Source organism: Amycolatopsis sp. w19, assembly GCF_051373225.1.
Lineage (GTDB): Bacteria > Actinomycetota > Actinomycetes > Mycobacteriales > Pseudonocardiaceae > Amycolatopsis > Amycolatopsis japonica.
In genome coordinates this window covers 288,441-314,858 of record NZ_JBPQFM010000006.1, presented here as the reverse complement: position 1 = coordinate 314,858, position 26,418 = coordinate 288,441, and the positions used below count along the sequence as shown (strand labels likewise).

The 26,418-nt window shown below is 69.3% G+C and carries 26 protein-coding genes; 10 read left to right on the top strand and 16 right to left on the bottom strand.

What is annotated here, in order from left to right; genetic code table 11:
• Positions 1-247: 247 nt before the first annotated feature.
• The 3 genes from ACSMFO_RS16170 to ACSMFO_RS16160 all read right to left on the bottom strand — a co-directional run bounded on the left by ACSMFO_RS16170 (position 248) and on the right by ACSMFO_RS16160 (position 3,130).
• Positions 248-1,993, bottom strand: coding sequence for a BCCT family transporter (locus ACSMFO_RS16170; RefSeq protein WP_436459272.1), 1,746 nt, complete (start codon positions 1,991-1,993; stop codon positions 248-250).
• 202 nt (positions 1,994-2,195) lie between these two features.
• The gene (locus tag ACSMFO_RS16165; protein ID WP_436459270.1) at positions 2,196-2,960 is read right to left on the bottom strand and encodes a hypothetical protein; all 765 of its coding nucleotides are present in this window, start codon (positions 2,958-2,960) and stop codon (positions 2,196-2,198) included.
• Positions 2,961-2,986: 26 nt separating this feature from the next.
• Entirely contained in the window at positions 2,987-3,130 is a 144-nt protein-coding gene (locus ACSMFO_RS16160) for a hypothetical protein (RefSeq protein WP_350572879.1), read from the bottom strand.
• A gap of 86 nt (positions 3,131-3,216) precedes the next feature.
• Between ACSMFO_RS16160 and ACSMFO_RS16155 the strand changes: the two genes are divergently transcribed.
• Positions 3,217-4,173, top strand: a complete 957-nt coding sequence (locus tag ACSMFO_RS16155) for a GlxA family transcriptional regulator (RefSeq protein ID WP_038518433.1) — start codon at positions 3,217-3,219, stop codon at positions 4,171-4,173.
• Positions 4,174-4,182: 9 nt separating this feature from the next.
• Here the strand turns inward: ACSMFO_RS16155 and ACSMFO_RS16150 are convergent, their stop codons facing one another.
• Both ACSMFO_RS16150 and ACSMFO_RS16145 read right to left on the bottom strand, forming a co-directional pair.
• The gene (locus tag ACSMFO_RS16150; protein WP_038518431.1) at positions 4,183-4,371 is read right to left on the bottom strand and encodes a hypothetical protein; all 189 of its coding nucleotides are present in this window, start codon (positions 4,369-4,371) and stop codon (positions 4,183-4,185) included.
• Positions 4,372-4,456: 85 nt separating this feature from the next.
• Positions 4,457-5,359 (bottom strand): LysR family transcriptional regulator, encoded by a 903-nt coding sequence (locus ACSMFO_RS16145; RefSeq protein WP_436459268.1) that lies wholly within the window; start codon positions 5,357-5,359, stop codon positions 4,457-4,459.
• A gap of 119 nt (positions 5,360-5,478) precedes the next feature.
• On the opposite strand from ACSMFO_RS16145, the gene ACSMFO_RS16140 reads away from it, so the two are divergent.
• From ACSMFO_RS16140 to ACSMFO_RS16130, 3 genes are all read left to right on the top strand, one after another.
• Positions 5,479-6,177 (top strand): type 1 glutamine amidotransferase domain-containing protein, encoded by a 699-nt coding sequence (locus ACSMFO_RS16140; protein ID WP_436459266.1) that lies wholly within the window; start codon positions 5,479-5,481, stop codon positions 6,175-6,177.
• A 65-nt stretch (positions 6,178-6,242) separates the two neighbouring features.
• Entirely contained in the window at positions 6,243-6,812 is a 570-nt protein-coding gene (locus tag ACSMFO_RS16135; RefSeq protein WP_360087914.1) for a TetR/AcrR family transcriptional regulator, read from the top strand.
• A 20-nt stretch (positions 6,813-6,832) separates the two neighbouring features.
• Entirely contained in the window at positions 6,833-8,029 is a 1,197-nt protein-coding gene (locus tag ACSMFO_RS16130; protein WP_436459264.1) for an FAD-dependent monooxygenase, read from the top strand.
• A 100-nt stretch (positions 8,030-8,129) separates the two neighbouring features.
• On the opposite strand, the gene ACSMFO_RS16125 is transcribed toward ACSMFO_RS16130, so the two are convergent.
• The 5 genes from ACSMFO_RS16125 to ACSMFO_RS16105 all read right to left on the bottom strand — a co-directional run bounded on the left by ACSMFO_RS16125 (position 8,130) and on the right by ACSMFO_RS16105 (position 12,460).
• Complete coding sequence (locus ACSMFO_RS16125; RefSeq protein WP_436459263.1) at positions 8,130-8,879, bottom strand: SDR family NAD(P)-dependent oxidoreductase; 750 nt, start codon at positions 8,877-8,879, stop codon at positions 8,130-8,132.
• Positions 8,880-8,889: 10 nt separating this feature from the next.
• Positions 8,890-9,936 carry an ABC transporter permease gene (locus tag ACSMFO_RS16120; RefSeq protein WP_436459261.1) on the bottom strand — a complete coding sequence of 349 codons (1,047 nt, stop codon included), beginning with the start codon at positions 9,934-9,936 and terminating at the stop codon, positions 8,890-8,892.
• On the bottom strand, positions 9,933-10,820 hold the full coding sequence (locus ACSMFO_RS16115; RefSeq protein WP_073847888.1) for an ABC transporter ATP-binding protein: 888 nt from the start codon (positions 10,818-10,820) through the stop codon (positions 9,933-9,935). Before ACSMFO_RS16115 ends, ACSMFO_RS16120 begins: the two co-directional genes overlap by 4 nt.
• Complete coding sequence (locus tag ACSMFO_RS16110) at positions 10,817-11,209, bottom strand: GntR family transcriptional regulator (protein WP_436459260.1); 393 nt, start codon at positions 11,207-11,209, stop codon at positions 10,817-10,819. Before ACSMFO_RS16110 ends, ACSMFO_RS16115 begins: the two co-directional genes overlap by 4 nt.
• 72 nt (positions 11,210-11,281) lie before the next feature.
• On the bottom strand, positions 11,282-12,460 hold the full coding sequence (locus tag ACSMFO_RS16105) for a glycosyltransferase 87 family protein (RefSeq protein ID WP_436459258.1): 1,179 nt from the start codon (positions 12,458-12,460) through the stop codon (positions 11,282-11,284).
• Between the two features lie 136 nt (positions 12,461-12,596).
• Here ACSMFO_RS16105 and ACSMFO_RS16100 point away from each other — a divergent pair, with 136 nt between their 5' ends.
• From ACSMFO_RS16100 to ACSMFO_RS16085, 4 genes are all read left to right on the top strand, one after another.
• On the top strand, positions 12,597-13,502 hold the full coding sequence (locus tag ACSMFO_RS16100; protein ID WP_037346272.1) for an AraC family transcriptional regulator: 906 nt from the start codon (positions 12,597-12,599) through the stop codon (positions 13,500-13,502).
• 78 nt (positions 13,503-13,580) lie between these two features.
• Positions 13,581-14,423, top strand: a complete 843-nt coding sequence (locus ACSMFO_RS16095; protein WP_037346274.1) for a carbohydrate-binding protein — start codon at positions 13,581-13,583, stop codon at positions 14,421-14,423.
• 193 nt (positions 14,424-14,616) lie between these two features.
• Positions 14,617-15,960 carry an erythromycin esterase family protein gene (locus ACSMFO_RS16090; RefSeq protein ID WP_436459256.1) on the top strand — a complete coding sequence of 448 codons (1,344 nt, stop codon included), beginning with the start codon at positions 14,617-14,619 and terminating at the stop codon, positions 15,958-15,960.
• 120 nt (positions 15,961-16,080) lie between these two features.
• Entirely contained in the window at positions 16,081-17,055 is a 975-nt protein-coding gene (locus ACSMFO_RS16085) for a sporulation protein (protein WP_038518411.1), read from the top strand.
• Positions 17,056-17,095: 40 nt separating this feature from the next.
• Here the strand turns inward: ACSMFO_RS16085 and ACSMFO_RS16080 are convergent, their stop codons facing one another.
• Positions 17,096-17,683, bottom strand: a complete 588-nt coding sequence (locus ACSMFO_RS16080; RefSeq protein ID WP_436459254.1) for a TetR/AcrR family transcriptional regulator — start codon at positions 17,681-17,683, stop codon at positions 17,096-17,098.
• A gap of 92 nt (positions 17,684-17,775) precedes the next feature.
• On the opposite strand from ACSMFO_RS16080, the gene ACSMFO_RS16075 reads away from it, so the two are divergent.
• Positions 17,776-18,315: a dihydrofolate reductase family protein gene (locus ACSMFO_RS16075; RefSeq protein WP_436459252.1), complete on the top strand. Its 540-nt coding sequence runs from the start codon at positions 17,776-17,778 to the stop codon at positions 18,313-18,315.
• A gap of 1 nt (position 18,316) precedes the next feature.
• Here ACSMFO_RS16075 and ACSMFO_RS16070 read toward each other — a convergent pair whose 3' ends face one another.
• The 5 genes from ACSMFO_RS16070 to ACSMFO_RS16050 form a co-directional block, all read right to left on the bottom strand.
• Positions 18,317-19,522, bottom strand: coding sequence for an acyl-CoA dehydrogenase family protein (locus tag ACSMFO_RS16070; RefSeq protein ID WP_436459251.1), 1,206 nt, complete (start codon positions 19,520-19,522; stop codon positions 18,317-18,319).
• A gap of 188 nt (positions 19,523-19,710) precedes the next feature.
• Positions 19,711-20,907 carry a GNAT family N-acetyltransferase gene (locus ACSMFO_RS16065; protein WP_436459250.1) on the bottom strand — a complete coding sequence of 399 codons (1,197 nt, stop codon included), beginning with the start codon at positions 20,905-20,907 and terminating at the stop codon, positions 19,711-19,713.
• Between the two features lie 31 nt (positions 20,908-20,938).
• Positions 20,939-22,639, bottom strand: coding sequence for an ABC transporter ATP-binding protein (locus ACSMFO_RS16060; protein ID WP_436459248.1), 1,701 nt, complete (start codon positions 22,637-22,639; stop codon positions 20,939-20,941).
• Positions 22,636-24,378 carry an ABC transporter ATP-binding protein gene (locus ACSMFO_RS16055; protein WP_436459247.1) on the bottom strand — a complete coding sequence of 581 codons (1,743 nt, stop codon included), beginning with the start codon at positions 24,376-24,378 and terminating at the stop codon, positions 22,636-22,638. Before ACSMFO_RS16055 ends, ACSMFO_RS16060 begins: the two co-directional genes overlap by 4 nt.
• The gene (locus ACSMFO_RS16050; protein WP_436459246.1) at positions 24,375-25,277 is read right to left on the bottom strand and encodes an alpha/beta hydrolase; all 903 of its coding nucleotides are present in this window, start codon (positions 25,275-25,277) and stop codon (positions 24,375-24,377) included. The genes ACSMFO_RS16055 and ACSMFO_RS16050 overlap by 4 nt, the downstream gene beginning before the upstream one ends.
• 96 nt (positions 25,278-25,373) lie before the next feature.
• On the opposite strand from ACSMFO_RS16050, the gene ACSMFO_RS16045 reads away from it, so the two are divergent.
• Positions 25,374-26,408 (top strand): PucR family transcriptional regulator, encoded by a 1,035-nt coding sequence (locus ACSMFO_RS16045; RefSeq protein WP_436459244.1) that lies wholly within the window; start codon positions 25,374-25,376, stop codon positions 26,406-26,408.
• Positions 26,409-26,418: the final 10 nt, after the last annotated feature.

The window sequence follows — 26,418 nt, the reverse complement described above, 5'->3', positions numbered from 1 at the left end:
CCGCCCGCCGCAACGGCCATTCATCGTCCACGACACACCGGGCCAGACGCAGCCTCCCAGCAGGGGTCAACGGTGCGTTAGCGTGAGTCACGAGGGCCTCCAGGTATCCGGGGTAGATGTCGCAATCCACACCGAACCCGGAGGCCCTCCCTCATTCCAAGATCATCTGACTACGTGTCTCCCCGTTCACAACCTCCCGGGGCAGTACACCTAGGTACAGGATGGGGGCCTTCATGTACTCACGGGATCAGGTGCGCTGTTTCGACCGTCCGAGGAGACGACGGCGGGCGTGGCCGTTCGTGCGTTCCTCGTGCAGCTCCTTCAGCGACAACATCATCGCGTCTTCCTGCTTCATCAGCGGGTCGTTGCGCAGGTCCTTCCAGACCGACACGCACAAACCGACCATCACGAACACGAACGGCACCGCGATCAGGATGGTGAGATTCTGCAACCCGGTCAGCGCCTTGTCCCCGCCGACCAGCAGCATCACCGCCGCGACGGCGCCCATCAGCACGCCCCAGAAGATGACGACACCCTTCTTCGGGTGCACGCTCCCGCGCTGGGACAAGGTGCCCATCACCACCGAAGCCGCGTCCGCGCCGGAGACGAAGAAGATGGACACCAGGATCATCACCAGGATCGCGATCGGGACGAACCACGGCAGCGTTTCGAGCAGTTCGAACGTCGCCGATTGGGCACTGCCCGCGCCCGCGATGTCCGTACCCGCCCGCTGCCTGCTGATCGCCGCGCCGCCGAAGATCGCGAACCAGATCAGGCTCACGATGCTCGGGATCGCGATGACACCGAAGATGAACTGCCGGATGGTGCGGCCGCGCGAGATCCGCGCGATGAACATGCCGACGAAGGGCGTCCACGAGATCCACCACGCCCAGTAGAAGACCGTCCAGCCGCCGAGCCAGGTCTGCATCTCCTCGCCGCCGGTCATCCCGGTACGGCCGGACATCTCCGCCAGTTCGCGGAAGTAGTCGCCGATCGCGCCGGGCACGATGTTGAGGATCAGCACGGTCGGCCCGACCACCAGCACGAACACCGCGAGCACCGCGGCGAGCACCATGTTGATGTTGGACAGCCACTGGATCCCCTTGGCCACCCCGGACACCGCCGAAGCGATGAACGCGACGGTGAGGATCGCGATGATCGCGACCAGGAGTCCCTTGCCGGGATCGTCGATCCAGCCGACGGCGCCCATACCGCCACCCACCTGGAGCGCGCCGAGACCGAGCGAAGCGGCCGAACCGAACAGGGTCGCGAAGATCGCCATGATGTCGATCGCCTTGCCCAGCGGGCCTTCGGTGCGCCGCTTGCCGATCAGCGGCGCGAACACCGAACTGATCAGCTGGCTGCGGCCCTTCCGGAAGGTGCTGTACGCGATCGCGAGGCCGACGACGGCGTAGATCGCCCACGGGTGCACGGTCCAGTGGAACAACGTCGTCGCCATCGCGGTGTGGACGGCTTCGTCGGAGTTCGGGGCCGCGGTGCCCGGGGGCGGGCTCGCGAGGTGGGAGACCGGTTCGTACACCCCGAAGAACATCAGGCCGATGCCCATGCCCGCGCTGAACATCATCGCGATCCACGACGACGTCCGGAATTCGGGGAGTTCCTTGTCCCCGCCCAGCGGGATCCGGCCGTAGCGGCTTATGGCCAGACAGACCGCGAAGAGCACGAAACCGCTCGCTGTCAGCACAAAGGCCCAGCCGCCGTAAGGGATCACGGCGTCGTTGAGGAGCGTCGACGCGACACTCGCGAGACTCTCGGGAGAGAGGACACCCCAGATGATGATGGCGAGCGCGAGGGCCGCCGCCACACCGAAAACGGTCCGGTCGGTTTCGGCGGGTCGTTCGGCGGCGAGGTCGAGGGGGACGTGCTCATCGGGCGGGTGCCCCGGACCTGTCGTGTCCGGCGCGTGGGCGAGGTCCGACGCGGTCTCCGCGACGACCTCTTCTTCCGCTTGTTTACCGTCCTGCGAACTCATGTTCAGACACGCGCCGATGACGGCGCGATCTCCTTCCGCCCGAGTTAACCCGTTTGCACCACTGCACCCTAACCAGAAAACTGGTAACCGGCAGAAAATGCGGGCGAAGAGGTTTAAACCGGTGATTGTGGGCCTGACCTCGGCAGATGCGAGCGTCGCCGACGATCTCGGCGGGGAACGTGTCGCTCGTGACACCGGGTGGTCAGGAGATCGGGCCGAGTTTTTCGCAGAGAGCCCTGCTGAACTGGGGTTCTTTGGCGAGGATTTCCTCGCATCCCTCGGTTTTGACGCTCGTCACCGCCTGCCACCGGTCGGGTACCCAGCGGTAGAGCACGCGCAGCGACGGGCTTCGGGGGAAGTTCGTGCGGTCTACGACGAGCCACTTCTGGTCGCAGGCGCGCGTGTGGATGTCGATGGCCTCGCCGCGGGTCTGTTCGACCCGGACGTCGGCGCAGTGATCGGCGGGAGGGTCGCAGCCCAGCTCGCCGCAGTGACCCCAGGTCCCGTCCGGCAGTTTGTTCCAGGGAGCGTCCCCCGAGTTGAGCACCAGCGTCCGGTTCGCGATCGGGGCCGCGGTGGTGAGCTTGATCTCCGATGGCACCGTCGCCCGGCAATCGGCGGCCCCGGGGGTGATGACGACGTTCGCGTAGATGATGTCGTTCTCTTCTGTCAGGCCTTCGATCCGGGGTTCACGGCCGCAGTCCGGGAGCCGCACCTGGAGTAGGAGGCTGCGGTCGTCCGGCCCCGGGCGGACGCCCGTGGTCACGACGGTCAAAGTGGCCTCAGGCGGCACCGTCTCGACGGAGGGAGGCGGTGCCTGGAGCTTCGGCGCGGAAGTCGTCGGCGCCGGAGCGGTGTCCGCGTAAGGAAGGTCGGCCGCCAACACGGCGGCGAAGAGTGCTCCGCCGCCGAGCAGTACGGCCGCGCTCCATCGGAACGTACGAACGAAACGCTGCCCATCGGCCATCAAACCCCCCACGGTTCGAAGGGATTTTAAGCCGTGGCGCCTCCTTTCCAGAAGGGCCGGCCGAGCGGGTCGCCGCCGGCGGTGTCCGGACGGCCCTGCCGCGCGTGGTTGCGCTCCAGCAGGTAGGTGACGAGGGCGATCAGGGCGAGGGTGACGATGATTGCGGTCATGGCAGTAAGTTTGCGCCACGGCACATCCTGCCAAAAGTGGCAGTTCTGTCGTTGTGCGACAAAATCCTGCCAGCTATGCTTCGGGCATGCTGAAGAGCGTCGCCGTGGTGCTGCTGGACGACTTCGCCGCGTTCGAGTTCGGTGTCGTCTGCGAGGTGTTCGGTTACGACCGCACCGATGACGGACTGCCGCTGCTCGACTTCCGCGTGTGCGGGGAGCGGGCCGGAGAGCCGCTGAGCCTCGGTCACGGCGTCAAGGTCACCCCGGAACACGGTCTCGAAGCGACGGAAGACGCGGACCTGGTCGTCGTCCCCGCCTGCGACGTGCGCGACGAATACCCGCCCGCGGTGCTCGAAGCGCTCCGTGCGGTTTCGGCGCGAGGCGCCACACTGCTTTCGGTGTGCACCGGCGCGTTCGTGCTGGGTGCCGCGGGGCTGCTCGACGGGCGGCGGTGCACGAACCACTGGCGGCACAGCGAGCGGTTCCGGAAGCGTTTTCCCGAGGCGCGGCTGGACCCGGACGTCCTCTTCGTCGACGACGGCGACATCATCACCAGCGCCGGAACGGCCGCCGGCATCGACGCGTGCCTGCATCTGGTCCGGCGCGAACTCGGCTCCGCCGCGGCCACCGTGATCGCCCGGCGCATGGTGGTGCCGCCGCAACGGGAAGGCGGGCAACGCCAGTTCGTCGAGTTGCCGATCCCGGAGTGCACCGGGGACAGTCTTCAGCCGGTGCTCACCTGGATGCTCGACACCATCGACCATGAACATCCCGTCGCCGATCTGGCCCGCCGGGCCCGGATGTCCGAACGCACCTTCGCCCGCAAGTTCGTCGCGGAGACGGGCACCACACCGCACCGATGGCTTTCGACACAACGGGTTCTGCACGCGAGGTCGCTGCTCGAGGAGACGACGATGAGCATCGACGAGGTCGCGCGCCGCTGCGGCTTCGGCTCAGGAGCCTTGCTGCGTCACCATTTCCACAAGGTCGTCGGCGTTTCCCCGCAGGACTACCGACGAACCTTCGCACCGCAGCGCGTTTGACGTCCGGCCTCAGTCCTTCGATGGCTTGTTGAACAGGCCGAGGGATTGCGCGACCGCCGCGCCACCGGCCAGGAAGGCGAGCGGCAGCGTCTTGGCCCAGAACGCGCCGACGTCGAGCGAGATGAGCAAGGCGAGCAGCCCGGCCGCCAAGGCGGCCAAGACGAGCATTCCCAGGGCGAGGCGGGGTTTCGAGACCATGTGTCCTCCAGGAAACGGGTTCGGAAGAGCAAGCTTCGCGACGGTTCCGAGGGAGAAAGAGGTCATTTTTGCCCGTGCGGGAGTTTCAGAGTGAACCCCAGGCGCGGGCGCGTTCCAGCAGCCGGTCGCGAATGAGGGTCACGACCGGCCGCACCGTCCCGGAGCGGTGCGCGAGATAGATGGTGTTCAGCGGTGGCACTTCCGCGGTGTGCACGATCGAGACCGACCCCGCTTCGAGCGCGGCCGCGGCGATGTAGCGCGGCAGCACACTCGCCCCGGCTCCCGCGACGACGACGGCGAGGATCGCGCGGAGATCGGGCACGACCATCGCGACGCGGTTCGGCGGCCGCCGCCCGAATTCGCTGCGCCAGTAGCGGCGGATGATCGGCAGATCGCCGGCGTAGGCGATCAGCGGCAGGTGGGCCAGCGCCGGCACCGGGTCGGCGGCGAGCAGTGCGGGGTCGACGCTCCGGGCGAGCGCGGGGGCGGCGACGAGCACGAACTCTTCGTCGATCAACGGAATCGCGGTGATGCCGCGTTGCCGTGGCCGGACCGGCGAGAGGACGAGGTCCAGGCGCGCGGCTTCGAGGGCGGACAGGAGTTCGTCGGCGAGCCCGAGGGTGACGGTGAGCCGAAGCCCACGTTCGGTCAGCGGGGCGAGCGCGGGCAGGAACCGCGTCGCCATGCCGTCGCTCGCGCCGCCGATCGCCACCTGTTCGCGGTACTGGACCTCGTCGTCGCCCGCCGTCAAGGCACCCCGCAGTTCGTCGATCCGGGTGCCGATCCTGGCGGCGAGTTCGGCCGCGCGAGCGGTCGGCGCCGCACCGAGCCGTGAGCGGACGAAGAGCCGCTCGCCGAGTTCCTCCTCGAGCTTGAGCAGCTGCCCGGTGACGGCGGGCTGGGTCAGGCCGAGCTCCGCGGCGGCCGCGGAGAGCGAGCCGAGGCGGTAGATCGACAGGAAGGTCGCCAGCCGGTCCAGGTTGGGCATGCAAGCCGCCTTCCATAAGAAATCTTATGGATGCTAGCCGCCGTCACGGAGTACTCGCAGCACGGACCCCGTTGAAGCGGGCAGTGGGCACAACGCCCCGGACAACGAAAGGAACAGTCATGGCGCGGATCCTCATGATCGTCTCGGCCGCGGACCACGTGCGGCTCACGAACGGTGTCGACCACCCGACCGGTTTCTGGGCCGAAGAGGTCGCCGAGTCGCACCGGGTGCTCGCCGCGGCGGGCCACCGGGTGGAGATCGCGACACCGTCCGGGCTCCGGCCGACCGTCGACCCGATCAGCCTCGACGAACGCGGCGGCGTCGACGCGGCCACGGGCGCGAAGTTCGCCGAGTACCTCGAGAAGCTCGGCCTTTCGGCGCCGCTCAAGCTCTCCGACGTCTCGGCCGGCACCTACGACGCCTTCTACCTGCCCGGCGGACACGGCCCGATGACCGACTTGGTGGACGACGCCGACCTCGGCGCACTGCTGAACGACGCCGACGCGCAGGGCAAGACCATCGCCGCGCTCTGCCACGGACTCGCCGCCTTGCTCAGCGCACGTCGCGAGGACGGCTCGTTCACCTTCGCGGGCCGTTCGATGACGTCGTTCAGCGACGAGGAGGAACGGCAAGGCGGACTGGGCGAGAAGACTCCCTTCTTCGTCGAGGCGCGGCTCCGGGAACAGGGCGCGATCGTCACTCCGGCGGCCGCCTGGTCGAGCGAGGTCGTCGAGGACGGAAACCTTGTCACCGGCCAGAACCCGCAGTCCAGTGTCGCGACCGCGGAACACGTGGTGGCGCGGCTGAAAACGGCGTGAGCTTGCACCGCGGCCGGATCCGGGCATACGATCAGGGCAGTCGTACAGGACGAACGCCCTAGGAGATGACGGTGGCAGGATCCCCGGCCGCGGCGCGTGGCAAGCTCGTTCGGCAACGGTTGCTCGAAGCGGCCGTCGCGCTCGTGCCCGAACTCGGCTGGTCCGCGGTCAGCACCCGGATCCTGGCCGAACGCGCCGGTGTCACACCGAGCGTCGTGCACTATCACTTCCCGTCGCTGCAGGCCTTGATGATCGAGGCCGTGCTCGGCGCGATGCGTGAGGTCGCGGTCGCTTTCGAGCCGGCGCTGGAATCCGTCGAGACACCGGCGGACGCGGTGGACGCGCTGCTGGCGTCGGTCGGCGAATACTCCGGCACCGATCCGATGTCGTTGCTGTTCGCCGAGGCCTATCTCGCCGCGACCCGCGATGACACCTTGCGTCAAGGCATCCGCGAGCTGCTCGCCGACCTGCGCACCAGGTTCGGCGGGTGGCTGGCGGAGCGCGGAGTGGCCGACGCCGAGGACACGGCGGCGGCACTCCTCGCCGCGGTGGACGGGCTTCTGCTGCATCGGGCGCTCGGACCGGAGTCCGGCCGGATCGTCTCCCCGGCCGTCCTGCGCAGGCTGGTCGGCTGAACGAAAGGGAGGGGCCCCTCATGAAGGTGGCGATCTGCGGGGCCGGGATCACCGGTCTGGCGCTGGCGCACCGGCTCGCGGCGCTGGACGTCGAAGTCGTGGTGCTGGAACGGGCGGCGGGGCCGCGGCAACAGGGTTACATGATCGACTTCTTCGGTCCCGGCTTCGACGCCGTCGAGGAAATGGGGCTGCTGCCCCAGGTCGAGGAAGCGGCGTATCAGGTGGACGAGGCGAGCCTGCTGGACGAGCACGGCCGCCGCCGGGCGGCGATCGACTACGTCCAGTTCGCCAAATCGGTGCGGGGACGGCTCTGCAGCATCATGCGGCCGGATCTGGAGCGGGTCCTGCGTACCGGTCTTCCGTCCACAGTGGACGTCAGGTTCGGTGCCGGGGTCACCGGCGTCGAGGACCTCGGCGACCGCGTGCGGGTCACCCTGGCGGACGGCGAGACCCTCGAAGCCGATCTGCTGGTCGGCGCAGACGGGATCCATTCGACCGTGCGGCGGCTCGTCTTCGGCGAAGAGAGCCGGTTCTTGCGTCATCTCGGTTTTCATACGGCGGCCTTCGTTTTCGAGGACGAGGAGATTCGCGCGCAGGTGGGCGAGCGCTTCTGTCTGACCGACACGGTCGGGATGCAGATGGGTTTCTACGGTCTCCGTGACGGCGCACTCGCGGCGTTCGCCGTGCACCGCACGACGGATCCGGCCCTGCCGGACGACACGCGGGCGGCGCTGCGCGCGACCTACGGTTCGCTCGGCTGGGCGGTGCCGAAAGCGCTCGACCTGTGCCCGCCTCCGGGCGGGGTGTACTACGACCAGGTCGCGCAGATCGAGATGTCTTCCTGGAGCCGCGGGCGGGTCGTGCTCGTCGGCGATTCCTGTTATGCCGTCTCCCTTCTCGCCGGGCAGGGCGCTTCACTGGGGATCGCGGGCGCGTTCGTTCTGGCCGAGCAACTCACCCGGGCGCCCTCGATCGAGGCCGCGCTCGCGGAGTACGAGCGTCTGGTCCGCCCGGTGGTGACCGAGAAGCAACAGGTCGCCCGCCGGGGCGCGCGATGGTTCCTGCCCGCCAACCGGTTCCTGCTCCTGGCGCGCCGGGCGTTCCTTCACGTGGCCCGGCTCCCGGGACTCGAACGACCGCTCGCGGCCGCCGTCACGGGAAAGTCGACGGCGCTGGTGACGAATCTGAAGCGTGGGGCCGAGATCCGGAGCCGGTGACTTTCGGAGGGCGGGGTCGGTTGCGGAAGCTGGGCTGAAGGGGGCTTTCGCTGCGTCTGATGCGGTGATGGGCCCCTTCGCGTCTTGCTGGTGGCGGCGATCACCAAGTGGGGCGCGCGGAGACGCCTCCGTCCACCGTCAGGTTGTGCCCGGTGATCCACGACGCGAGCGGCGAAGCGAGAAAAAGGCACGCGTTCGCGACGTCGCCAGGAGTGCCGAGCCTGCCCAAGGGCGCGGCCTGTCGCCAGCGACGGACGCCCTCCGGCCAGGCGTCGTCGAGGCCGGGGCGGTCGATGAGGCCGGGGGAGACGGCGTTGACGCGCAGCCCTCGCGGACCGTATTCGAGCGCGGCGGCGCGGGCGTGCATGACCAGGGCGGCCTTCGCGCTGCTGTAATGCGCGTGTCCCGGCGCGGGCCGGGCCGCTTCGATCGAGGCGATGTGGATCACGCTGCCGCCGCTCATCACTTCGGCCGCGGCTTGGGTGCACGAGAACGCGCTGGTGACGTTCGCGTCGAGGACGGCGCGCCAGCTCTCCGCCGACATCTCCGGCAGAGGTTCGATCGGCTGCACGCCGGCGTTGTTGACCAGGGTGTCCAGCCGCCCGGTCCAGGCCGCGGCGGCGGACACGAGCCGTCGGCATCCGCCGTCGTCGGTGAGGTCGGCGGCGAACGGCTTCGCGGTGCCGCCCGCCTCCTGGATCCGTTCGACGACGGCGAGCGCCGAGGACTCGTCACGGTGATAGTGCACGGCGACGGCGCTGCCCGCCTCGGCGAAACGCAGCGCGATGCCGCGGCCGATCCCGCCGCTGGCCCCGGTGACGAGCGTGGTGGTACCGGTCAGGTCGAGCATCGAGGTCCTTTCAGGCGAGACGGCGGCGGATCCACCAGAAACAGAATCCCGCGAGTCCGAGGGCGAGCGCCAGATACAGCGCGCTCTCGATCCATTGGAACGGCCAGAATCGCGTGGGCGGGTGGTAGATCACGTGCTGTCGATAGCCGAGCCGGTTGATTTCGGCCAGGCAGAGATCCATCGGGTCCGCTCCGGTGCCGCGGCCGCCGGGCGGCGCCGAGGGCGAACACGGGCCGCTCGACGTCGGCATGGTGACGTTCTCGACGGGTTTGCCGGAAGCGTCGACGGTTTCGCCCGCCAGCAGCCAGCCGCCAGGATCCGGTGCCTTGGCTTCGAAATGCAGCACCCCGGTGTTCGGGTTCCGGCCGATTCCATCCACAATGGACGGAGAAAGCTCGAGGGTCGCGTCGATCGAGGGCAGCAGATGGGGCCGGACGACGATCGGCACGGCGACCTGGATCACCGCGAACGCGGCCAGCGTGACGGCCATCGCGGGCAGGCTGCGGCGCACCAGCATGCCGATGGTGACGCCGAGCGCGAAGGCGAACGCGGAGTACGCGATGGGGACGACACCGCGCGCGTCGAACACCATCGCCGAAAGCCGTGGGAAATCCTTCACGGCGGCCGTTTCGAAGGTGGTCGCCCACCAGGTCACCGCCAGGCTGCCCACGCCGCCGGCGAGCATCGCGGCCACGCCGGTGATCCCGAGTTTCACCGCCAGCCACCGTGTCCTGGTGACGCTCTGGTTCCAGATCAGCCGGTGCGTCCCGGCTTCGAGTTCGCGGGTGAACAGCGGCGCGCCCCAGAAGAGGCCGATGAGCGCGGGCAGCAGGAGCACGAGCGCGGTGACGGCCAGGAAGGTGTTCTGGTGGTCGTTGAGGAAGCGCTCGACGAAGTCGTCGCAGGCGGCGGTGTCGCCCGCGCAGGTCGCGATCCCGGTGGCGTATTCGCCGGAGATTGCGGGCCCGGTGACGGCCAGGACGAGCGCGAGCACCGTCAGCGCCCCGAACACGGCCGCGGCCGGGAGCCGGAATTGACGCCAGGTCAGCCAGATCATCTCCGGACCTCCAGGATCCGCCGGTGGTTCGCGGTGGTTTTGGTCAGGTAGGCCAGGACGAGGTCTTCGAGGCTCAGCTTGCTCACTGTCCACACCGGATCGTGGATCGGTTCCTCGGTGCGGACGACGAAGGTGCTTTGGACGTCCGTATGGCTTTCCGAGACGACGTGCTGGCTCGACGGGAGCCTGGCGGCGTCGCGGCGCGGGCCGGTGAGGCGGTGGTGGGTGGCGAGCAGGGTCTCGACCTCACCGGACACCTGCACACGGGAGTCGATGAGCACGATCAGGAAATCGCAGGCGCGTTCCAGATCCGAGACCAGATGGGACGACAGCACCACGTTCAGTTCCTGCTCGACGGTGGCTTCGAGCAGCCCCTGCAGGAATTCGCGGCGCGCCAAGGGATCGAGCGCGGCGACGGGTTCGTCGAGGAGCAGCAGTTCCGGCCGTTTCGCCACGCCGAGGGTGAGGGCGAGCTGGGCGCGTTGACCGCCGGAGAGTTTTCCGGCCTTGCGCGCGGGATCGAGACCGAGCCGGGCGATGCGGTCCCTGGCCAGCGCGTCGTCCCAGCCGGGGTTCAGTCGCGCACCGAGCCGCAGATGGTCCGCGACGGAAAGACCGGCGTAGGTCGGGGTGTCCTGCGCGACGAAGCCGACCTTGGCGAGCTGGGCCGGGCTGGCGCCGGGACGCCCGCCCAGCACGGTGATCCGGCCGGTGGTCGGCGGCAGCTGACCGGCGGCCATGTTCAGCAGTGTGGTCTTGCCCGCTCCGTTGGGACCGACCAGTCCGACCACGTGCCCGGCCGGGATGTCCAGCGTGCACTCGGAAAGCGCCCAGTTCTTGCCGTATCTCTTGCCGAGACCCTCTGTTCGCAGGACGGCGGTCATGCTATTTCCTCTCCGGCGACGGTCCGAAAGGTCGTCATGAACAGCGCCTCGATGCTCTCGTCGTCAAGCCCGGCCTTGCGTGCCTTCGCCAGCCATCGCTGCAGATCCATCCGCAGGGGGCCGTGCGCGGCGAGGGATCCGTCGGTGAGCGTCGCCGTCACGAAGGTGCCGACGCCCGGCCTCGCGGCGACGAGGCCTTCGTGTTCGAGCTCGCGATACGCCTTGAGCACGGTGTTGGGATTGATCGCCAGCCGGGCCACCACTTCCTTGACCGTCGGCAGCTGGTCGCCCTCGGAGAGCAGGCCCAGCCGCAACGCCTGCCGCACCTGGCGGACGAGCTGCAGATACGGCGACAGGCCGGAGTGGTCCTCGAGGTGGAACTCGATCATGGTAACTCCATTTATCTAGTTACCTAGTACTATAGAGACATGAAGGAGCGCGGTGTCAAGACAGAGGGATCGCTAGACGCGCTTCCGTAGCGCGAGCACGCCGGCGACGGCGAGGAAGATCAGGCCCGCGACGACGTAGCAGTTCCCCAGCCACTGCTGGGTGGTCGTCCATGTCTGGCCCGGCCGGTCGAAGGCCGGGAAGTACCGGAACGGGGCCGCGACGAAGATCGTGGCGACCACGCCGGTGACGGCTAGCCAGGCTGCCGCCCTGCGGCGATCCTGACGCCTGAGCACCGCGAAGGCGACTGTGGTGAACAGCGCCGGGGCGATCCACACCCAGTGATGCGACCACGACGTCGGCGAGATGAGCAGGGCGAATGTCGCGTTCAGCAGCAGTGCCTGCACCGGTGCCGAGCGGTACATGGTCACCGTCACCAGCACCAGCAGCACACCGGTGAGGACGATCCAGAGCGGCTTCGCGGCGGACTCGACGCCGAAGCGCGCCAGCACCGCTTGCAGGGTCTGGTTGGTGTGGAACGAAGTGCCGCTGATGCCGGACGCCCCGGCGAGTCCACCGAACCAGTAGCGCGCGGACGCCTCCGGCGCGACCGCGAACGCGACGGCCGAGGCGGCCACGAACGTGCCCACCGCGGTCAGCGCGCCACGGAAGTCCTTGCGCACCAGGAAGAACAGCAGGAACGCCATCGGCGTCAGCTTGACGGCCGCGGCGAGACCGACCCCGATGCCCCGGTAGCGGCCCCGTGCCAGCAGGCAGTCGGCCGCGACGAGACCCATCAGCAACAGGTTGATCTGGCCGAAACCGAGTGTCTGGCGGACCGGTTCGAGGAAGAGCGCCGGGGTGATCGCCAGCGACGCGACGAGCAACGCCTTCCGCCGGTCCCCGGACGGCCACAGCGTGCGGACGATCCCGTAGAAGGTGATGCCCAGCGCGGCCAGGCTGAGCGCGAACAGCAAGAGCACCGCGCCCGTCCACGGCACCAGCGCCAGCGGCGTGAGCACCAACGCGGCGAACGGCGGGTAGATGAACAGCAGGGGGATGCCGGCGTCGGAAAGTGGCAACGCGCCGTAGAGATCGCCGCCGCTCCACAGCGTGTCGACGCCGAAACGGTAGATCTCGAGGTCGCTGTGCGAAGTGCTCGCCGTCGCCATGGCCACGACGCACGCCAGCGCCAAAGCGGCGAACGCGCCGAGCGACCACCGGGCCCGACCGCGCGACTTGGTGGGAGACATCGCGTGGTGACCCTTCGGACGTGCGTCGATGATCTCGACTGTACCCGGCGGGGGAGAAGCGACTTCCGTCGGCAGTCACGGCACGCACATTGGTCTAGACTTTTCATTCCCCCAGTGTGGTGAAAGGGACCGGTCCATGCGCGGAACGACGGTGTTGCCGAGGACGCCTTGCCTGAAACCGAAGGCGGGGGAATTGCCACTGCATCGGCTGGAGGTCCGCGCGCCGGACGCCCTGCCGTTCACGGTCGGCACCTTCGACACGATCGGGCCGATGTCGCGGGCGGCGTTCCCGCATCGGCACACCTTCTACGAAATCGTCCATGTCACCGGCGGCACCGGCGACCACGTCATCGATTTCACCCGCTGGGAATTGGGGCCGCCGCAACTCGCGGTCATAACACCGGGGCAGGTGCATCATTGGGATGCCCGCGATCTCACCGGATTCGTCGTGTTGTTCACCGACGATTTCCTGCTCGAACATCCGTCGGATCGCGAAACCCTGCGAAGGCTCAGCCAGCAGCCGTGGCGGCTCGACGAACGCGCGGCCGAGGAGACGGCGCGGCTGGTCGCCGAACTCGACGAGGAATTCCGTTGTGGCGGGCAGGGTACCGATTCGGTGCTGCGGGCGCTGATGCACGTGCTGATCGTGCGGGCGGGACGGCTTCCCGGCCTGGCGGATCCGCGTCCGCCGGCCAGGGCGCAGGCGGTGGGCACGGAATTCGCCCGGTTGCTCGGCAGACCCGACCTCGGGCTCTGGTCGGTCGGCGCGCTCGCGGAACGTATCGGGGTCACGCCGGGATATCTCACCGACGCGGTGAAAACGGCGACCGGCCGGACGGCGGCACAACTGATGCGCGAGGCGCGGACACGGGAGGCGAAACGGTTCCTGCTCGGTACGGATCTCACCGTGCGACAGGTCGCCAGCCGGGTCGGTTTCGCGGATCCCGCGTATTTCTGCCGGTTCTTCCGGCGGGAAACGGGGTTGAGCCCCGGTGATTACCGCCGGACCGGAGACGCGCCCCCGGAGATTCACCACGACTGACCACCCCAGTCCATCGTCCACAGCTGATCTTCTCCATACCGTCGAGGGTGATTCCCGAAGCCCCCACGAGGAGCAGGTATGGACGAAGAGAACAAGCTCAGCCGGAAGACCGTGCTGAAGGCCGCGATCGCCGCGGGTGTGGCGGCCCCGGTCGCGTTGATCGGCGGCCCCGCTCTCGCGCGCACCACCGTCGCGAGCGGCCAGGCACCCGAGCTGACCCCGTACTGCGACGACGGGGACGACCCGACCATCCCGCAGACCGAAGGTCCTTATTTCAAGCCGAATTCCCCGCAGCGCACCTCGCTCGTCACGGCGGGTACGCCGGGGACGCGGCTCACCGTGTCCGGCTACGTGTTCGGGCTCGGCTGCCTGCCGATCGCGCGGGCGCTCCTGGACTTCTGGCAGGCGGACGTCAACGGCGCCTACGACAACGTGGGGTACACCTTCCGCGGTCACCAGTTCACGAACGACCAGGGCGCGTTCTCGCTGAGCACCATCGTGCCCGGCCTGTACCCCGGTCGTACGCGGCACATCCACGTCAAGGTCCAGGCCCCCGGCAGGCCGGTGCTGACCACGCAGCTCTACTTCCCCAACGAGCCGCGCAACAACACCGACACGATCTTCGATCCGCGGCTGCTGATGACCGTCCGGGACGCGGGCACGGCCAAGGAGGCGGCGTTCGACTTCGTGTTGAACGTGCCGCAGACGCCGACGTCGACCTCGCGGCCGACCAGTACGACGCCGACGACGTCGACTTCGACCTCCAACCCGCCCGGCGGGACGACCTGGGCGGCGGGAACCGGCTATTCCGCGGGCGCCCGGGTCACCTACAGCGGTCGCGGTTACGTGTGCTTGCAGGCGCACACCGCCCAGCCCGGCTGGGAGCCGCCGTCCACACCCGCGTTGTGGCGCGCGGAGTGACGGACAGCCGCTGCGGAGGGAGATAAACGCGGGTGGATTCCCGCCGCCGGGTCCCACACCCCGGCGGCGGGGTCCACCCGCTTCTCGTGGGGTGAGGAAAACCCCACCCCAAGTAGGAGCTTTGCTTCAATGCGCCGCCACCGTTCCGTCGACGATGATCGATTTCGACAGCGGAACGGAAGGGGTGAGCGGTATGAAGAACGGCCGGAAACGGTGGGCGAGACGGGGAGTGGTGGCCGCCGCCGTGGTGGTGACGGGGGCGGTGCTCGCTCCCTTGACGAGTCCGGCTCTCGCGGCGGAGACGACCACGACCTGGCGGGATCCGGTGCGGTCGCTGGACCGGGCGGCGCATCCGTTGCGCTCGACCGAACCGGGCCGCAACACTGCCGATCTCCGGGCGCTGGGCGGGATGATCGCCGACGCGAAGGTGGTCGGCCTCGGCGAGGCGACCCATGGCTCCCACGAGTTCTTCACCATGAAGGAGCGGGTGTTCCGCTACCTCGTGGAGGAAAAGGGGTTCCGGGCCTTCGCGCTGGAGCTCAGCTGGTCCGCCGGTCTGGAGATCGACGAGTACGTCCAGACCGGGCGCGGCGACGCCCGTGAGATCGCGAAGCGCACGCTGGCCGGATCCCCGTGGGATCGCGAGGAGTTCGTCAGCCTGATCCGGTGGATGCGCGATCACAACCGCGCGCACCCCGATCGCACGGTGCACTTCGTCGGTGACGACCTCGGCGCGCCTTCGGTGAACGACGCATTCTTCGCGCGGATCACCGACTACATCGGCAGGCATCATCCGGAGGCGCTGCCCCGGCTCAACGAGCTGTACACGGGACTGCGCCCGATCGACGACGCGTTCGCCTACCTGCGTAAACCCGTCGACGAGCGACGGCGGCTCGCCACGCAGGCGGAGCAGGCCTTCGAGCTGGTCAAGGGTCTGACCGGCGCGGACGCCTACGGCTGGACCGAGCAGCATGCCCGGTTCGTCGCGCAGACCGCCCGCTTCCTCGCCGTCGACCTCGCGGATCCGAAGGGGCTGCCCGCGGCCCAGATCCTGCGCGACCAGGCGATGGCGCAGAACGTGGCCTGGTGGCAGCGGCGGACCGGCCACAAGATCCTGCTCTCCGCGCACAACGCCCACGTCGCGTACATCCCCGACATGCCGTCGATCTACCCGAAGACCCAAGGCGCCTTCCTGCGCGAGACGCTGGGCCGCGGCTATCTGCCGATCGGGTTCAGCTTCGACCGGGGTTCCTTCCTGTCCAAGGACACCGCGGTAGGCGGCGAGTGGAAGCCGTTCTCCGTCCCGGCCGCGCCGTCCGGGACGAACGAGGACACCCTCGACCGGGTCCGGTTCGACGACTTCTACCTGGACCTGCGGACCGCGTCACCCGCCGCCCGCGCCTGGCTGGACACCGCCCGGCCCACCCGCACCATCGGCACGCTGTTCCCCGTCGACCCGGCGGACATCTCGCTCGGACGCTCCTACGACGTCGTCATCCACCTGCACGACGTCCGTCAGGCCGATCTGAGAAGGTAGTGACGTCGCGCCCGTTTAGGGGTTTTTAACCCGGTTTGCCTGGCGTGCCGCGACGGATCTCGGTAGTAGTCGAAGTGTTCCGGTACCCCCTGTTCCAGTACCCAGCGGAGGAAATCCCTGATGTTCAAACGGATGCTCAGCGCCTTCGGGGTCGGCGGCCCGTCCGTCGACACCGTGCTCGACTCGCCGCACGCCGTTCCCGGCGAGGTGATCACCGGCCAGGTCCGCATCCAGGGCGGTTCGAGCGACGCCCAGATCGAGGAGATCCTGCTTTCGCTGGTCACCAGGGTCGAGGTCGAGCACGGCGACCACGAGCGGGCCGGGACCGCGGAGTTCCTGCGGGTCAGCGCGGGCCGCAAGGTACGGGTGACGGCGGGGCAGCTGACGACCGTCCCGTTCCAGATCGCCTTGCCGTGGGAGACGCCGATCAGCGCGGTGGGCGGGCGTGAGCTGCCGGGCATGGTCGTCGGCGTGCGCACCGAACTCGTCATCGCCGGTGCGCCGGACAAGGGCGACCTCGACCCGGTGCTCGTCGGGCCGCTGGAATCGCAGGACCGGGTGCTGGAGGCGTTCGGCGAGCTGGGCTTCTCCTTCCGCAGCGCCGACGTGGAGGCCGGGCGTTTGCACGGTGTCCGGCAGGAGCTCGGGTTCTTCCAGGAGATCGAGTTCTTCCCGCCGTCGCGCTACGCCGGTCGGGTCAGCCAGGTGGAGCTGACCTTCGTCGCGAGCCCGGACGACCTCGTGGTGGTGCTGGAGGCGGACAAGCGCGGCGGCATGTTCCGCTCCGGCGGCGACTCCTTCGGCCGCTTCCACGTCTCGCACGAGGAGGCGCTGCGCACCGACTGGGCCGCCGCCATCGACGGCTGGCTGGCCAAGGTCGCCGAATCCGGCGGCGGGCACGCCATGTTCGGCGGGCACCAGGAGCACTACGGCCACGACTACGACCACCACGGTCACCACGGTCACCACGGCAGGCGTGGTCCGGGGATGGGCGGTGTGGTCGCCGGTGCCGCGGCCGGTGTGGTCGGCGGCATGATCCTCGGCGAGGTCATGGAGGACGTCTTCGACGGCGGCGACGAGGGCTTCGAGGAGTGATCCGGCTTTCTGGGCGCACCGGCTCCGGTGTGCCCAGAAGTCACTTCGCGGTCAAGGGCGCCAAAGCGGCGTCGACCGCGTCGGTGAGCCGGCGCGGATCCGTCTCCGCCCTGGCCACCACGTGCAGGCCCTGCATGACGACGAGGAGGAGCCGCGCCTGCGCGCCGCAGTCGACGTCGGCGCGCACCTCGCCGGATCGCTGGGCGGCTTCGAGTCCTTGCGCGATACCGTTTTCCAGAGCTTCGAATCCACTGTGGACCAGCTTCTCCGCCGCTTCGTCGGCGGGCAGCAGTTCGGTGGCGGTGTTGCCCAGCAGGCAGCCGCGCCCCGGGTGCTCCCAGGCCGCTGCCAGGACGCTGAGCAGAAGTTCACGCAGATGCGCGAGAACGGGTCCTTCGGCGAGCACGGCCGCTTGGCTTCGGGCTCCGCTCGCGTAGAGTTCCAGCGCTCGCAGGAAAAGCGCGTGCTTGTCGCCGTATGCGGCGTACAGGCTTCCCGGCAGAATCCCGAGTTCGTCTTTCAAATCCCGCATCGACGTGGCCGCATAGCCCCGCCGCCAGAAGACGTCGAGCGCTCCTCCGATCACTCGGTCCTCGTCGAAGGACCGCGGCCTTCCCGTGCGTGGCATGGTCGCATCGTACGACTTCTTGACAGCACGTTCAAGAAGTGTACGTTGACTTCTTGTTCGAGTGTTCAAGAAGTCCATCCCGAGGAGTGCACATGGGGCGTCTCTTCCTGCACGTCAACGTTTCGCTGGACGGCTACCTCGCCGACGCCGCGGGCGACATCGACTGGCGATTCGCCGACGACGAGTTCCAAGCGCATATCGACGCACTGCTGGAGTCGATCGACGGAATGGCCTTCGGTCGCAAGGCCTACGAGGAACTCGCCGGCTATTGGCCGACCGCCGGTGACGAGGTCTCGGCCACGCAGCGGCGGCGGATGCACGAGCTGCCGAAGTACGTCCTCTCGCGCACGCTCCGGACCACCACCTGGCACAACTCGCACTTGGTCGAAGACGCCTCCGAGCTCGCCGATCTCGGAGGCGACATCGCCCTCTTCGCCGGGGGAGGGGCCGCGACTTCCGCCGCCCGGCTCGGGTTGCTCGACGAAGTGCGGCTCGTGGTGAACCCGGTGCTCCTCGGTGGCGGGACGCGACTCTTCGACGGCGAGTACGCGAAGAGGGCTTTGACTCTCGTCGATGACCGCCGGTTCGCTTCGGGTGCGCTGCTGCTCACCTACGCCGTGGCGGCGGGGTAGGTCAGGTGTACCAGGTGGGCTCCGGAAGTTCGTTCAGCAACGCGTAAGCACCGACTTCACGGCGTTTGTACGCCACCGGATCGTGCAGTGAATGCGTCCGCAGGTTCCGCCAGAACCGGTCCAGACCGTATTTCGTGGCGCTCGCGCGGGCGCCGGTCAGCTCGAAGATCTTCGTGCCGATTTCGAGGCCGGTGTCGATCGCGCGCTGTTTGGCGGCGGCGATGAGGACCGCGACCTCGCCGCGTGCCTCGGGGGTCAGTTCCTCGCGCGGAGCGTGCAGCACGGCGGAGATCGCGGTCCCGGCCTTGTCCACCAGCGCCTCGGCGGCCCACAGCTTCGACTGGAGGTCCCCGTAGCCGTCGAGGATGTACCACTCCTCGCCGGCGGACGGCTTGTTGTCGCCGCCGTACGGCCACGCCCGGGTGTGCTCGCGCGTGTACGCCAGCGCGGTTTCGAGAGCGCCTTGCGCGATGCCGAGATAGAAGTTGGCGAACACCAGCTGGATCGCCGGGACGTTGAGCGTGTTGTAGGTCAGCGGGCGGAATTTCTTGTCGACGTAACCCGCCGCGCTCGCCCACGGGACGCGCACGTCGGTGATGGTCACGCTGCCCGATTCGGTGAGCCGCTGGCCGATGTTGTCCCAGTCGTCGTGGAAGACGATTCCGTCCTGTCCGGACGGGACGATCGCGAAGATGTGGTCTTCGGTGCCTTCGAGGACGCCCTCCAGTACGGTCAGATCCGAGACCTTGCTTCCGGTGGAGAACGACTTGTGTCCATTGTAGACGATCTCGTCGCCGTCCTCGGTGATCTTCAGATCGGAATCGCGGGGGTTGACCGCGCCGCCGAAGAAGAAATCGTTCCGCGTATACAGTTCTTCGACGGCGGCGATCTGGTCGTCGGTCGCCACGAGGCGGGCGGCCCAAGCCCAGAGATAGTGGTAGCCGAGCAGCTGGCCGATCGAGCCGTCGCCGCGGGCGACCTCGCGGATCACGCGATAGGCGGTCTCCCAGCTCTGGCCGCCTCCGCCGTGCTCGACCGGGCCGAGCAGCGTCACCAGGCCGGAATCCTTGAGCAGCAGGACTTCCGCGTAGGGCGTTTCGTTCTTCCGGTCGCGCTCGGCCGCGTTCACCGCGAGTTCCGCGGCGACCTCCTTCGCGGCGGACAGCCATTCACTGGCGGATCGGATCCGGGGCTCGGTCGTGGTCATGGGGTGAATTCCGTTCTGTGCGAGGGCGAACGGGAATTCCGGGCAGGGCGGAGCGCCCGGAATTCCCGGGTGTTTCTCGAAGGTGAGCGACACTTGTTCAGGCCGTACAGAGCATGCGTCCGAGTAGAGCAGTGGCACTTTGGGGTGTCAACGAACGTCCGCGCTCTGAGACCGCGCCCTTCTCGCGATCAGAACCAGTGCAGGCAGTGCGGAGGACGCTCGGTGCGGAACAGAGCGTCGGCCATCGCCGCGGCCTCCGAGTGATGGGCGCGGATGTGGCCCGCCCGTACGAGTGTGCTCGGAGTGGTACCGCCGAGATAGATCGAGCCCAGATCGCTCACGTCGAGGGACAGATCGGGTTCCTGCTCCGTCGGGACACAGGCCGCCTCGCCGTCCCGGACGGTGAGCAGATGGCGGCCGTGCTCGCCGAGCGCCGGGTCGCCGACGTCGAGGACGAGCTCGCCGTCGGCCGACCAGCCGCGGGCGGTGAGCGCGCGGGGGACGTCGAGCAGCCGCACCCACAGCCAGTCCGTGTCGCCGCCGAGTTCGCCGGCGCGGAAGTCTTCGAGCTGCCAGCGCAGCGGATCGTCGAGCGGGCGGTGCTTGAACACGACTTCGCTGACGAGGTCGTGCCCGAGCAGGAACCTGGCCAGTGCCGTCGACACCGCGTCGTCGGTGGCGATGGTCTCGTCGACGGTCAGGGTGCTGGGTTCGGTCAGCGAATAGGAGGCGTAGCCGTCCGGGACACCGTCGGCGTCGCGATGCACGGCGACGTACCGCGATGCCCGGGAGATCGGGGGTTGCCCGGCGCCGGCCTCCCACCAGCCGTGCGGGCGCGACAGTGCGCCGGGCCTGGCGCGGCGATACCGGTCGTAGACCGCTTCCAGAATCTCGCCGCAGTCGGCCCGGCGCAGCAGTTCGATCGAACCGGTGGCCACCTCGGCCGCCCGGGGGACGGCGAGGGCGGCCCGGTGGCGCTGCACCGTCAGGCGCCGGGTGTAGGTCGCCGGTCCGTAGCCGAACCGGCGGTAGATCAGGGCCTCCGACGCCAGCAGGACGGAGAGGAACTCGCCCCTGGCCCGGAAATCGGCGAGCTGATGCCGCATCATCGCGCTGAGCACGCCCTGACGACGGTGCGAGGGCAGGACGCCGACGGCGGTCACCCCGGCGGCCGGCACGACGACCTCGCCGGGCAGCGTCAGCTCGAAGGAGTAGGCGGCGGCCGTGCCGACCGGCCGTCCGTCCTCGGAAACCGCGAGCAGGGCGCGGTCCATTTCGAGCGCGGACCAGGTCTCGCCCGCGGTGTCCGGGAACCGGGCGAACGCGGTGAACATGGTGTCGACGAAGACGGCGCGGTCGTCGGCGGTCGTGGAACGGATCTTCATGGGCACAGTGCATTGCCGTTCCCCGGCGGCGTCAAGCGATTTGCGGTTCGAGGAACCCGGCGTACCGGCCGCCGAGCCGGGCCAGTTCGCCGTGGCTCCCTTCCTCCGCGATCCGGCCGCCGTCCAGGAAGACCACGTGGTCCGCACGCTCGACGGTCCGCAGCCGGTGCGCCACCATCACCACGGTCCGGCCCGCCATGAGCCGCTCGATCCCCTCGTGGACGGCTGCTTCGTTGACCGGATCGAGTGCGGAGGTCACCTCGTCGAGCAGCACGATGGGCGCGTCCTTCAGCAGGGCTCGCGCGATCGACACCCGCTGGCGTTCCCCACCGGACAGCAGCGCGCCGCCCTCGCCGACGTTCGCGGACCAGCCACCCGGCAGCCGCTCGATCACCTCGTCGAGGCGGGCCGCCGTCGCCGCGGCCCGCACCTCGGCGTCGTCGGCGTCCGGACGGCCCAGCCGGACGTTCTCCTCGATCGTGCCGTCGAAGAGGTAGACGTCCTGGAACACGATCGCGATGCGGGACATCAGGTCGTCGGTGCTCATCATGCGGACGTCCACCCCGCCGACGCGCACCGCGCCCGAATCCACGTCGTGGAACCGGGCGAGCAGCTGCAGCACCGTGCTCTTCCCGGCGCCCGAAGGTCCGACGAGGGCGAGCTTCTGTCCTTCGTGGACGGTCAGCGACAGGCCGTCGAGCACCGCGCGGCCGCCGCGGGTGAAGGCGGCCGACTCGAACTCCAGATCGTGCCGCTCCGGCCGGACCGGTTCCGGCGGTTCCGGCAGCGGTTCGGTGCGCAGCAGCGCGTCGAGCCGCACCAGCACCGACCGCGCGCCGCGGAGTTTGCCGCCGATGTCGGTCAGCGAGAGCAGCGGATCGGCGCAGCGCGTGGCCAGGACGAGGATCGCCACGACCTCGGCGGCCCCGATCTCCCCGCCGAGCGCGAGGAACGCGCCCAGCGTGAGCAGGACGGTGAACAGCGCCTGCACCGTGAACGTCAGCCCCACGACACCGGGCAGCGCCGACAGGGTGGACCGGCGATTCGCCCGCTGAAGGTCCTGCAACGAGTCGTCGAGCAGCCGGAAGCGCTCCGCGGCGCGCCCTCCGGCCCGCAACACCGGCTGGGCCTGCAGATACTCGATGACCCGGCCGGTCGCCTCGGTGCCGCGCCGGGCGGCCTCCTCATCGGTCGCGGCCGACGAACGGCCCGTCCGGACCTGGATCGCCGCCACGACCGGGACGGCGATCAGCGCCGCCAGCCCCAGCCGCCAGTCGAAGCCGAGGATCACGAACACGATCGTCAACGGGGTGACGCAAGCGGCCACGAACGGGGCCAGCAGATGCGCGATGACACCCATCGCCTGCAGGACACCGGGTCCGGCCAGCGCCGACACCTCGCCGACCCGGTTCCCGCCGTACCAGCCCATCGGCAGGCGGGCGAGATGGTCGCCGAGCCGGTGGTACATCCCGCGCAGCAACGTCGTCCCGGCGCGGAAGCCGGAGAGATCGGCTCGGTAGCGCAGGATCGCGAACACCGAGAAGGCCGCGCCGAACGCGATCAACCACGGGAGGGCGTCGCCGGGAGTGCTCCCGAGCAGCGCCTGCAACAAGGGGACGAGCAACGCGTAGGACAGCCCTTCGACGATTCCGGTCACCGTCATCAGCGCCACGGTCCGCCGCACCGGTGGGGCGTGGTCGGGGCCGAGGACGCTCAGCAACATCCGGATCATCGAGGTTCCCCCTGTGGTTCGGCGGCGTGCTGGGAACGCCAGAATGCGGCGAATTTCCCGTTCCGGGTCAGCAGTTCCGCGGGCTTCCCGCGTTCGGCGATGACGCCGTTCTCCAGTAGTACGACGGTGTCGGCGTCGACGACCGTTTCCAGCCGGTGCGCGATGACCAGGATCGTCCGGTCGGCCCGTGCCGTCGCGAGAGCCCGGCGCACGGCCAGTTCGGTCTGCGGGTCGGCGAACGCAGTGGCCTCGTCGAGCACCAGGACGGGCGTATCGGCGAGCAGCGCGCGGGCCAGCGAGATCCGCTGGGCTTCCCCGCCCGACAAGCCGGTTTCCTCGTGCAGCACCGTTTCGTAGCCGCGCGGCAGTTCGAGGATCCGGTCGTGGATGTTCGCCAGCCGGGCGGCGCGTACGACGTCGTCGAGATCGGCGTGCGGCACGGCCAGCGCGATGTTCTCCGCGACCGACGCGCGCAGCAGGCGGACGTCCTGGAAAACGAAGGAGACCTTGCGATACAGCTCCTCGCCGCTGATCTCGCGCAGATCGACGCCGCCCAGCAGAATCGTTCCTTCCGTGGGGTCGAAGAACCTCGGCAGCAAAGTGACCAAAGTGGACTTCCCGCCGCCGGACGGGCCGACGAGGGCGGTGACGGTGCCCGGTTCGAGGACCAGGTCGATGCCGTGCAGGACTTCGCGGTCGGCGTCGTAGCCGAACCGGACGTCGCGCAGCTCGACGCGATGCCCCTGCGGCACAAGGGGATTCTTCGGTTCCGGCAGGGGTCGCACGCCGAGCACGTCACGGATCCGGCCGGTCGCGCGCCGGGCGGCCTGCAGTTCGTCGAAGCCGTGGCCGAGTGCGGCCACGGGGGCGGTCAAGCCCAGCCCCAGCACCAGGAACGGCAGGAGATCGACCGGGGCGATGCCGCCGCCGGTGATCAGCAGCGTGCCGCCGATCAGGACCACCAGCAGGACGAACGGCGGCGACAACGCCAGCTGCATCCCCGCCGCCGGCCCGGCCATCCCTCGTACCCATCGGGTGAAGGTGGCGACGAAATCGTCCGCGGCGGTGCGGAACCTGCGGTGGGCGCGGCCCGCTCCGCCGAACGCCTTGACCACGGCGATGCCCTGGACGAATTCGACGACCGAATCCGAGATCCCCGCCATGCCGCGGTCGAACTCCTCCTGCTCGCGAAGCCGGGAGGGCGTCATCATCAACGGCACCAGCGCCACCGCGAGGACGACCGGGATCAGCGTGATCAGGGTGAGCCGCCAGTCGATGGTGAGCAGGTAGCCCAGCGACACCAGCGGGACGACGAAGGCGGAGACGAGTTCGCCGGGGGTGTGGGCGATGAACGGGTGCACGGCGCCGACGTCCTCGCCGACGACCTTGGCCAGCTCACCGGTGCGACGCCCGGAGAACCAGCCGATCGGCACGCGGCCGAGGCGTTCGGCGAGCAGACGGCGGAAGGTGAGCTGGACCCGGCCGTCGAGCAGATGCCCGATCCCGGACGACGCGGCCGTGAGCACCAGCCGGACGAACAATCCGGCCGCGCCCACGATCACCGCGGTCCAGACCCGGCCCTCGTCGACCGGGCCGGGCGCCAGCAGCGCCCGGCCCAGCTCGACGACCGCGAGCAGCGGCGCCAACCCCGAGATGGCACCGATGATCTGCAGGACGACGACGGCGGCGAAACTCCCGGCGAACGGGCGCAGCAGGCGGGCTGTCGTAGGCGTCGTCATGACTCGGCCAGCGCGCGGCGCAGGACGCCGCCCAGTTCGTCGATCTGGCGGCGGGACACCTCGGCGGACAGGATCGCCTGTGACCCGTGGAAGGTTCCCGGCCAGTGGTGCAGCTCGACCGAAACCCCCGACTGCAGCAGACGGAGCGCGTACTCGATGTTCTCGTCGCGGTTGGGGCAGAGCTCGGCGGAGGCCACGTACGCGGGCGGCAGCCCGGAGAGATCGGTGGCCCGCGAAGGAGCTGCGTACGGCGACGGTGCGGGCTTTCCGGCCAAGTAGTGCCCCCACGCAGCGGTGATCTTCGCACGGTTCATCCACGGCGTGTCGGTGAAGTTCCGCGCCGACCACGACTCCTGACGGTCGTCGAGCCCCGGCTGGTTGAGCAGCTGGAAACAGATCCGAGGGCCGTCTTCGTCGCGGGCGCGCAAGGCCGTCGCCGCCGCGAGCCCGCCGCCCGCGCTGTGCCCGCCGATCGCGATCCGGTCGGGGGAGACACCGAGTTCGGCCGCGTGCTCCGCGGTCCAGTTCAGCACGGTGTAGACGTCGTCGAACGCGGCCGGGAACGGGTTCTCCGGCGCCAGCCGGTACTCGACCGAGATCACCGTCGCGTCGGAGGCCTCGGCGAGCCGCGCCGCCCAAGGATGCTCGGTCTCCAGGTTGCCCATGACCCAGCCGCCGCCGTGCAGCCAGATGATGGCGCCCCGCGCCTCCCGAGGGCGGTAGATCCGGATCGGGACGCCGGGGTCGCCGGGTACGGTCCGGTCTTCGACCTCCATGGCCGAGGTGTCGGGCCGCGGCACCGACATGGCCAGCTTCGCGAGCTTCTCGCGATCCGCGATCGGGTCGTCGAGGTTCGCCGCGGGGAACAGGGCGATGAAGGCTTCGAGTTCGGGGTCCATGACGACGATCTTTCCGGCTTCGAGGCCGGAAGGCGGCCGCCATCCGTCGCGTGTGATCGCCCCTTCGTGCGACGATCGCCGCGTAGGCTCGCCGACATGGAGGCATTGGCCGCGCGGTTGTCGCATCTGGATCCCGACGTCGAGGGCGCGATCCGGGTCGTGATGTTCTACGACACCCTGATGCGGCGCCGGGTCGACCTCCCCGCGCTCGCCCGCGCCACCGCGGGCCTGGCGGAATGCGCGGCGGGTATCCGGCTGCACAGCACGGGACGCGCCATCCGCATGGCCCCCGACGGACGCGAAGCCGCCCCGGCCTCCGTGCCCGCGTCCATCACGATGGCCGTCACCCTCGACGACGAAGAGATCGGCACGGTCTGGCTGGAACGCGAGGGGGAGGCCGCCGCCCTCGACGAAGCGGTGCTGGACCGCCTCGCGATCGCCGTGGCGACGGTCGTCGAACGCTACGGACCGGCCCGCACCACCATGGCCGATCCGGCGCTGGTGGAACTCGTGATCAGCTCCGCCAGCGACGACGCCGCCAGGAACCGGGCCCTGCGGCTGCTGGGTTTCCCCGGCGACGCGCCGATCCGCGTGATCGCCGTCCGGTCCGGGCTCCCGCTCGAGAAGATCGGGGGCCTGATCTGCCACGGGCGCCCGGTCAAGGCCGCGTCACTCGGTGACGTCGGCATCATCCTGGCCGCCGTGGTGGACCCGGCCCGGTTCCCCGAAGACGTCCGCGCGGGGATCGGCGACGCCGAATGCCCGCATCGGTCCTGGCTGGACGCGACGACCGCGCTGCGGTTCACGACCGCGCGCCGCCCGGTGATCCACCATCGCGACCTCGGAGCCCTCGCGCTGCTCGCGCGGATCCCGGAGGAGGACACGCGGGCCAACGCCGACGTCGTCGCGATCACGAAGCTGGCCGCGGATCCGGAGGACCTGCGGACGCTGGACGCCTACTGCGCCACGGGTTCCGTGCGCCAGGCCGCCGATTCCCTGCACCTGCACCACAGCAGTGTGGCGCGACGGCTCACCCAGATCGGCAAAAGCCTGTCCGTCGACTTGACCGACCCGCTCGGCCTGACGCGGGTGAGGCTCGCCCTCACCGCTTGGCGCCTGCTAGGCGCGTGACTACCTAATG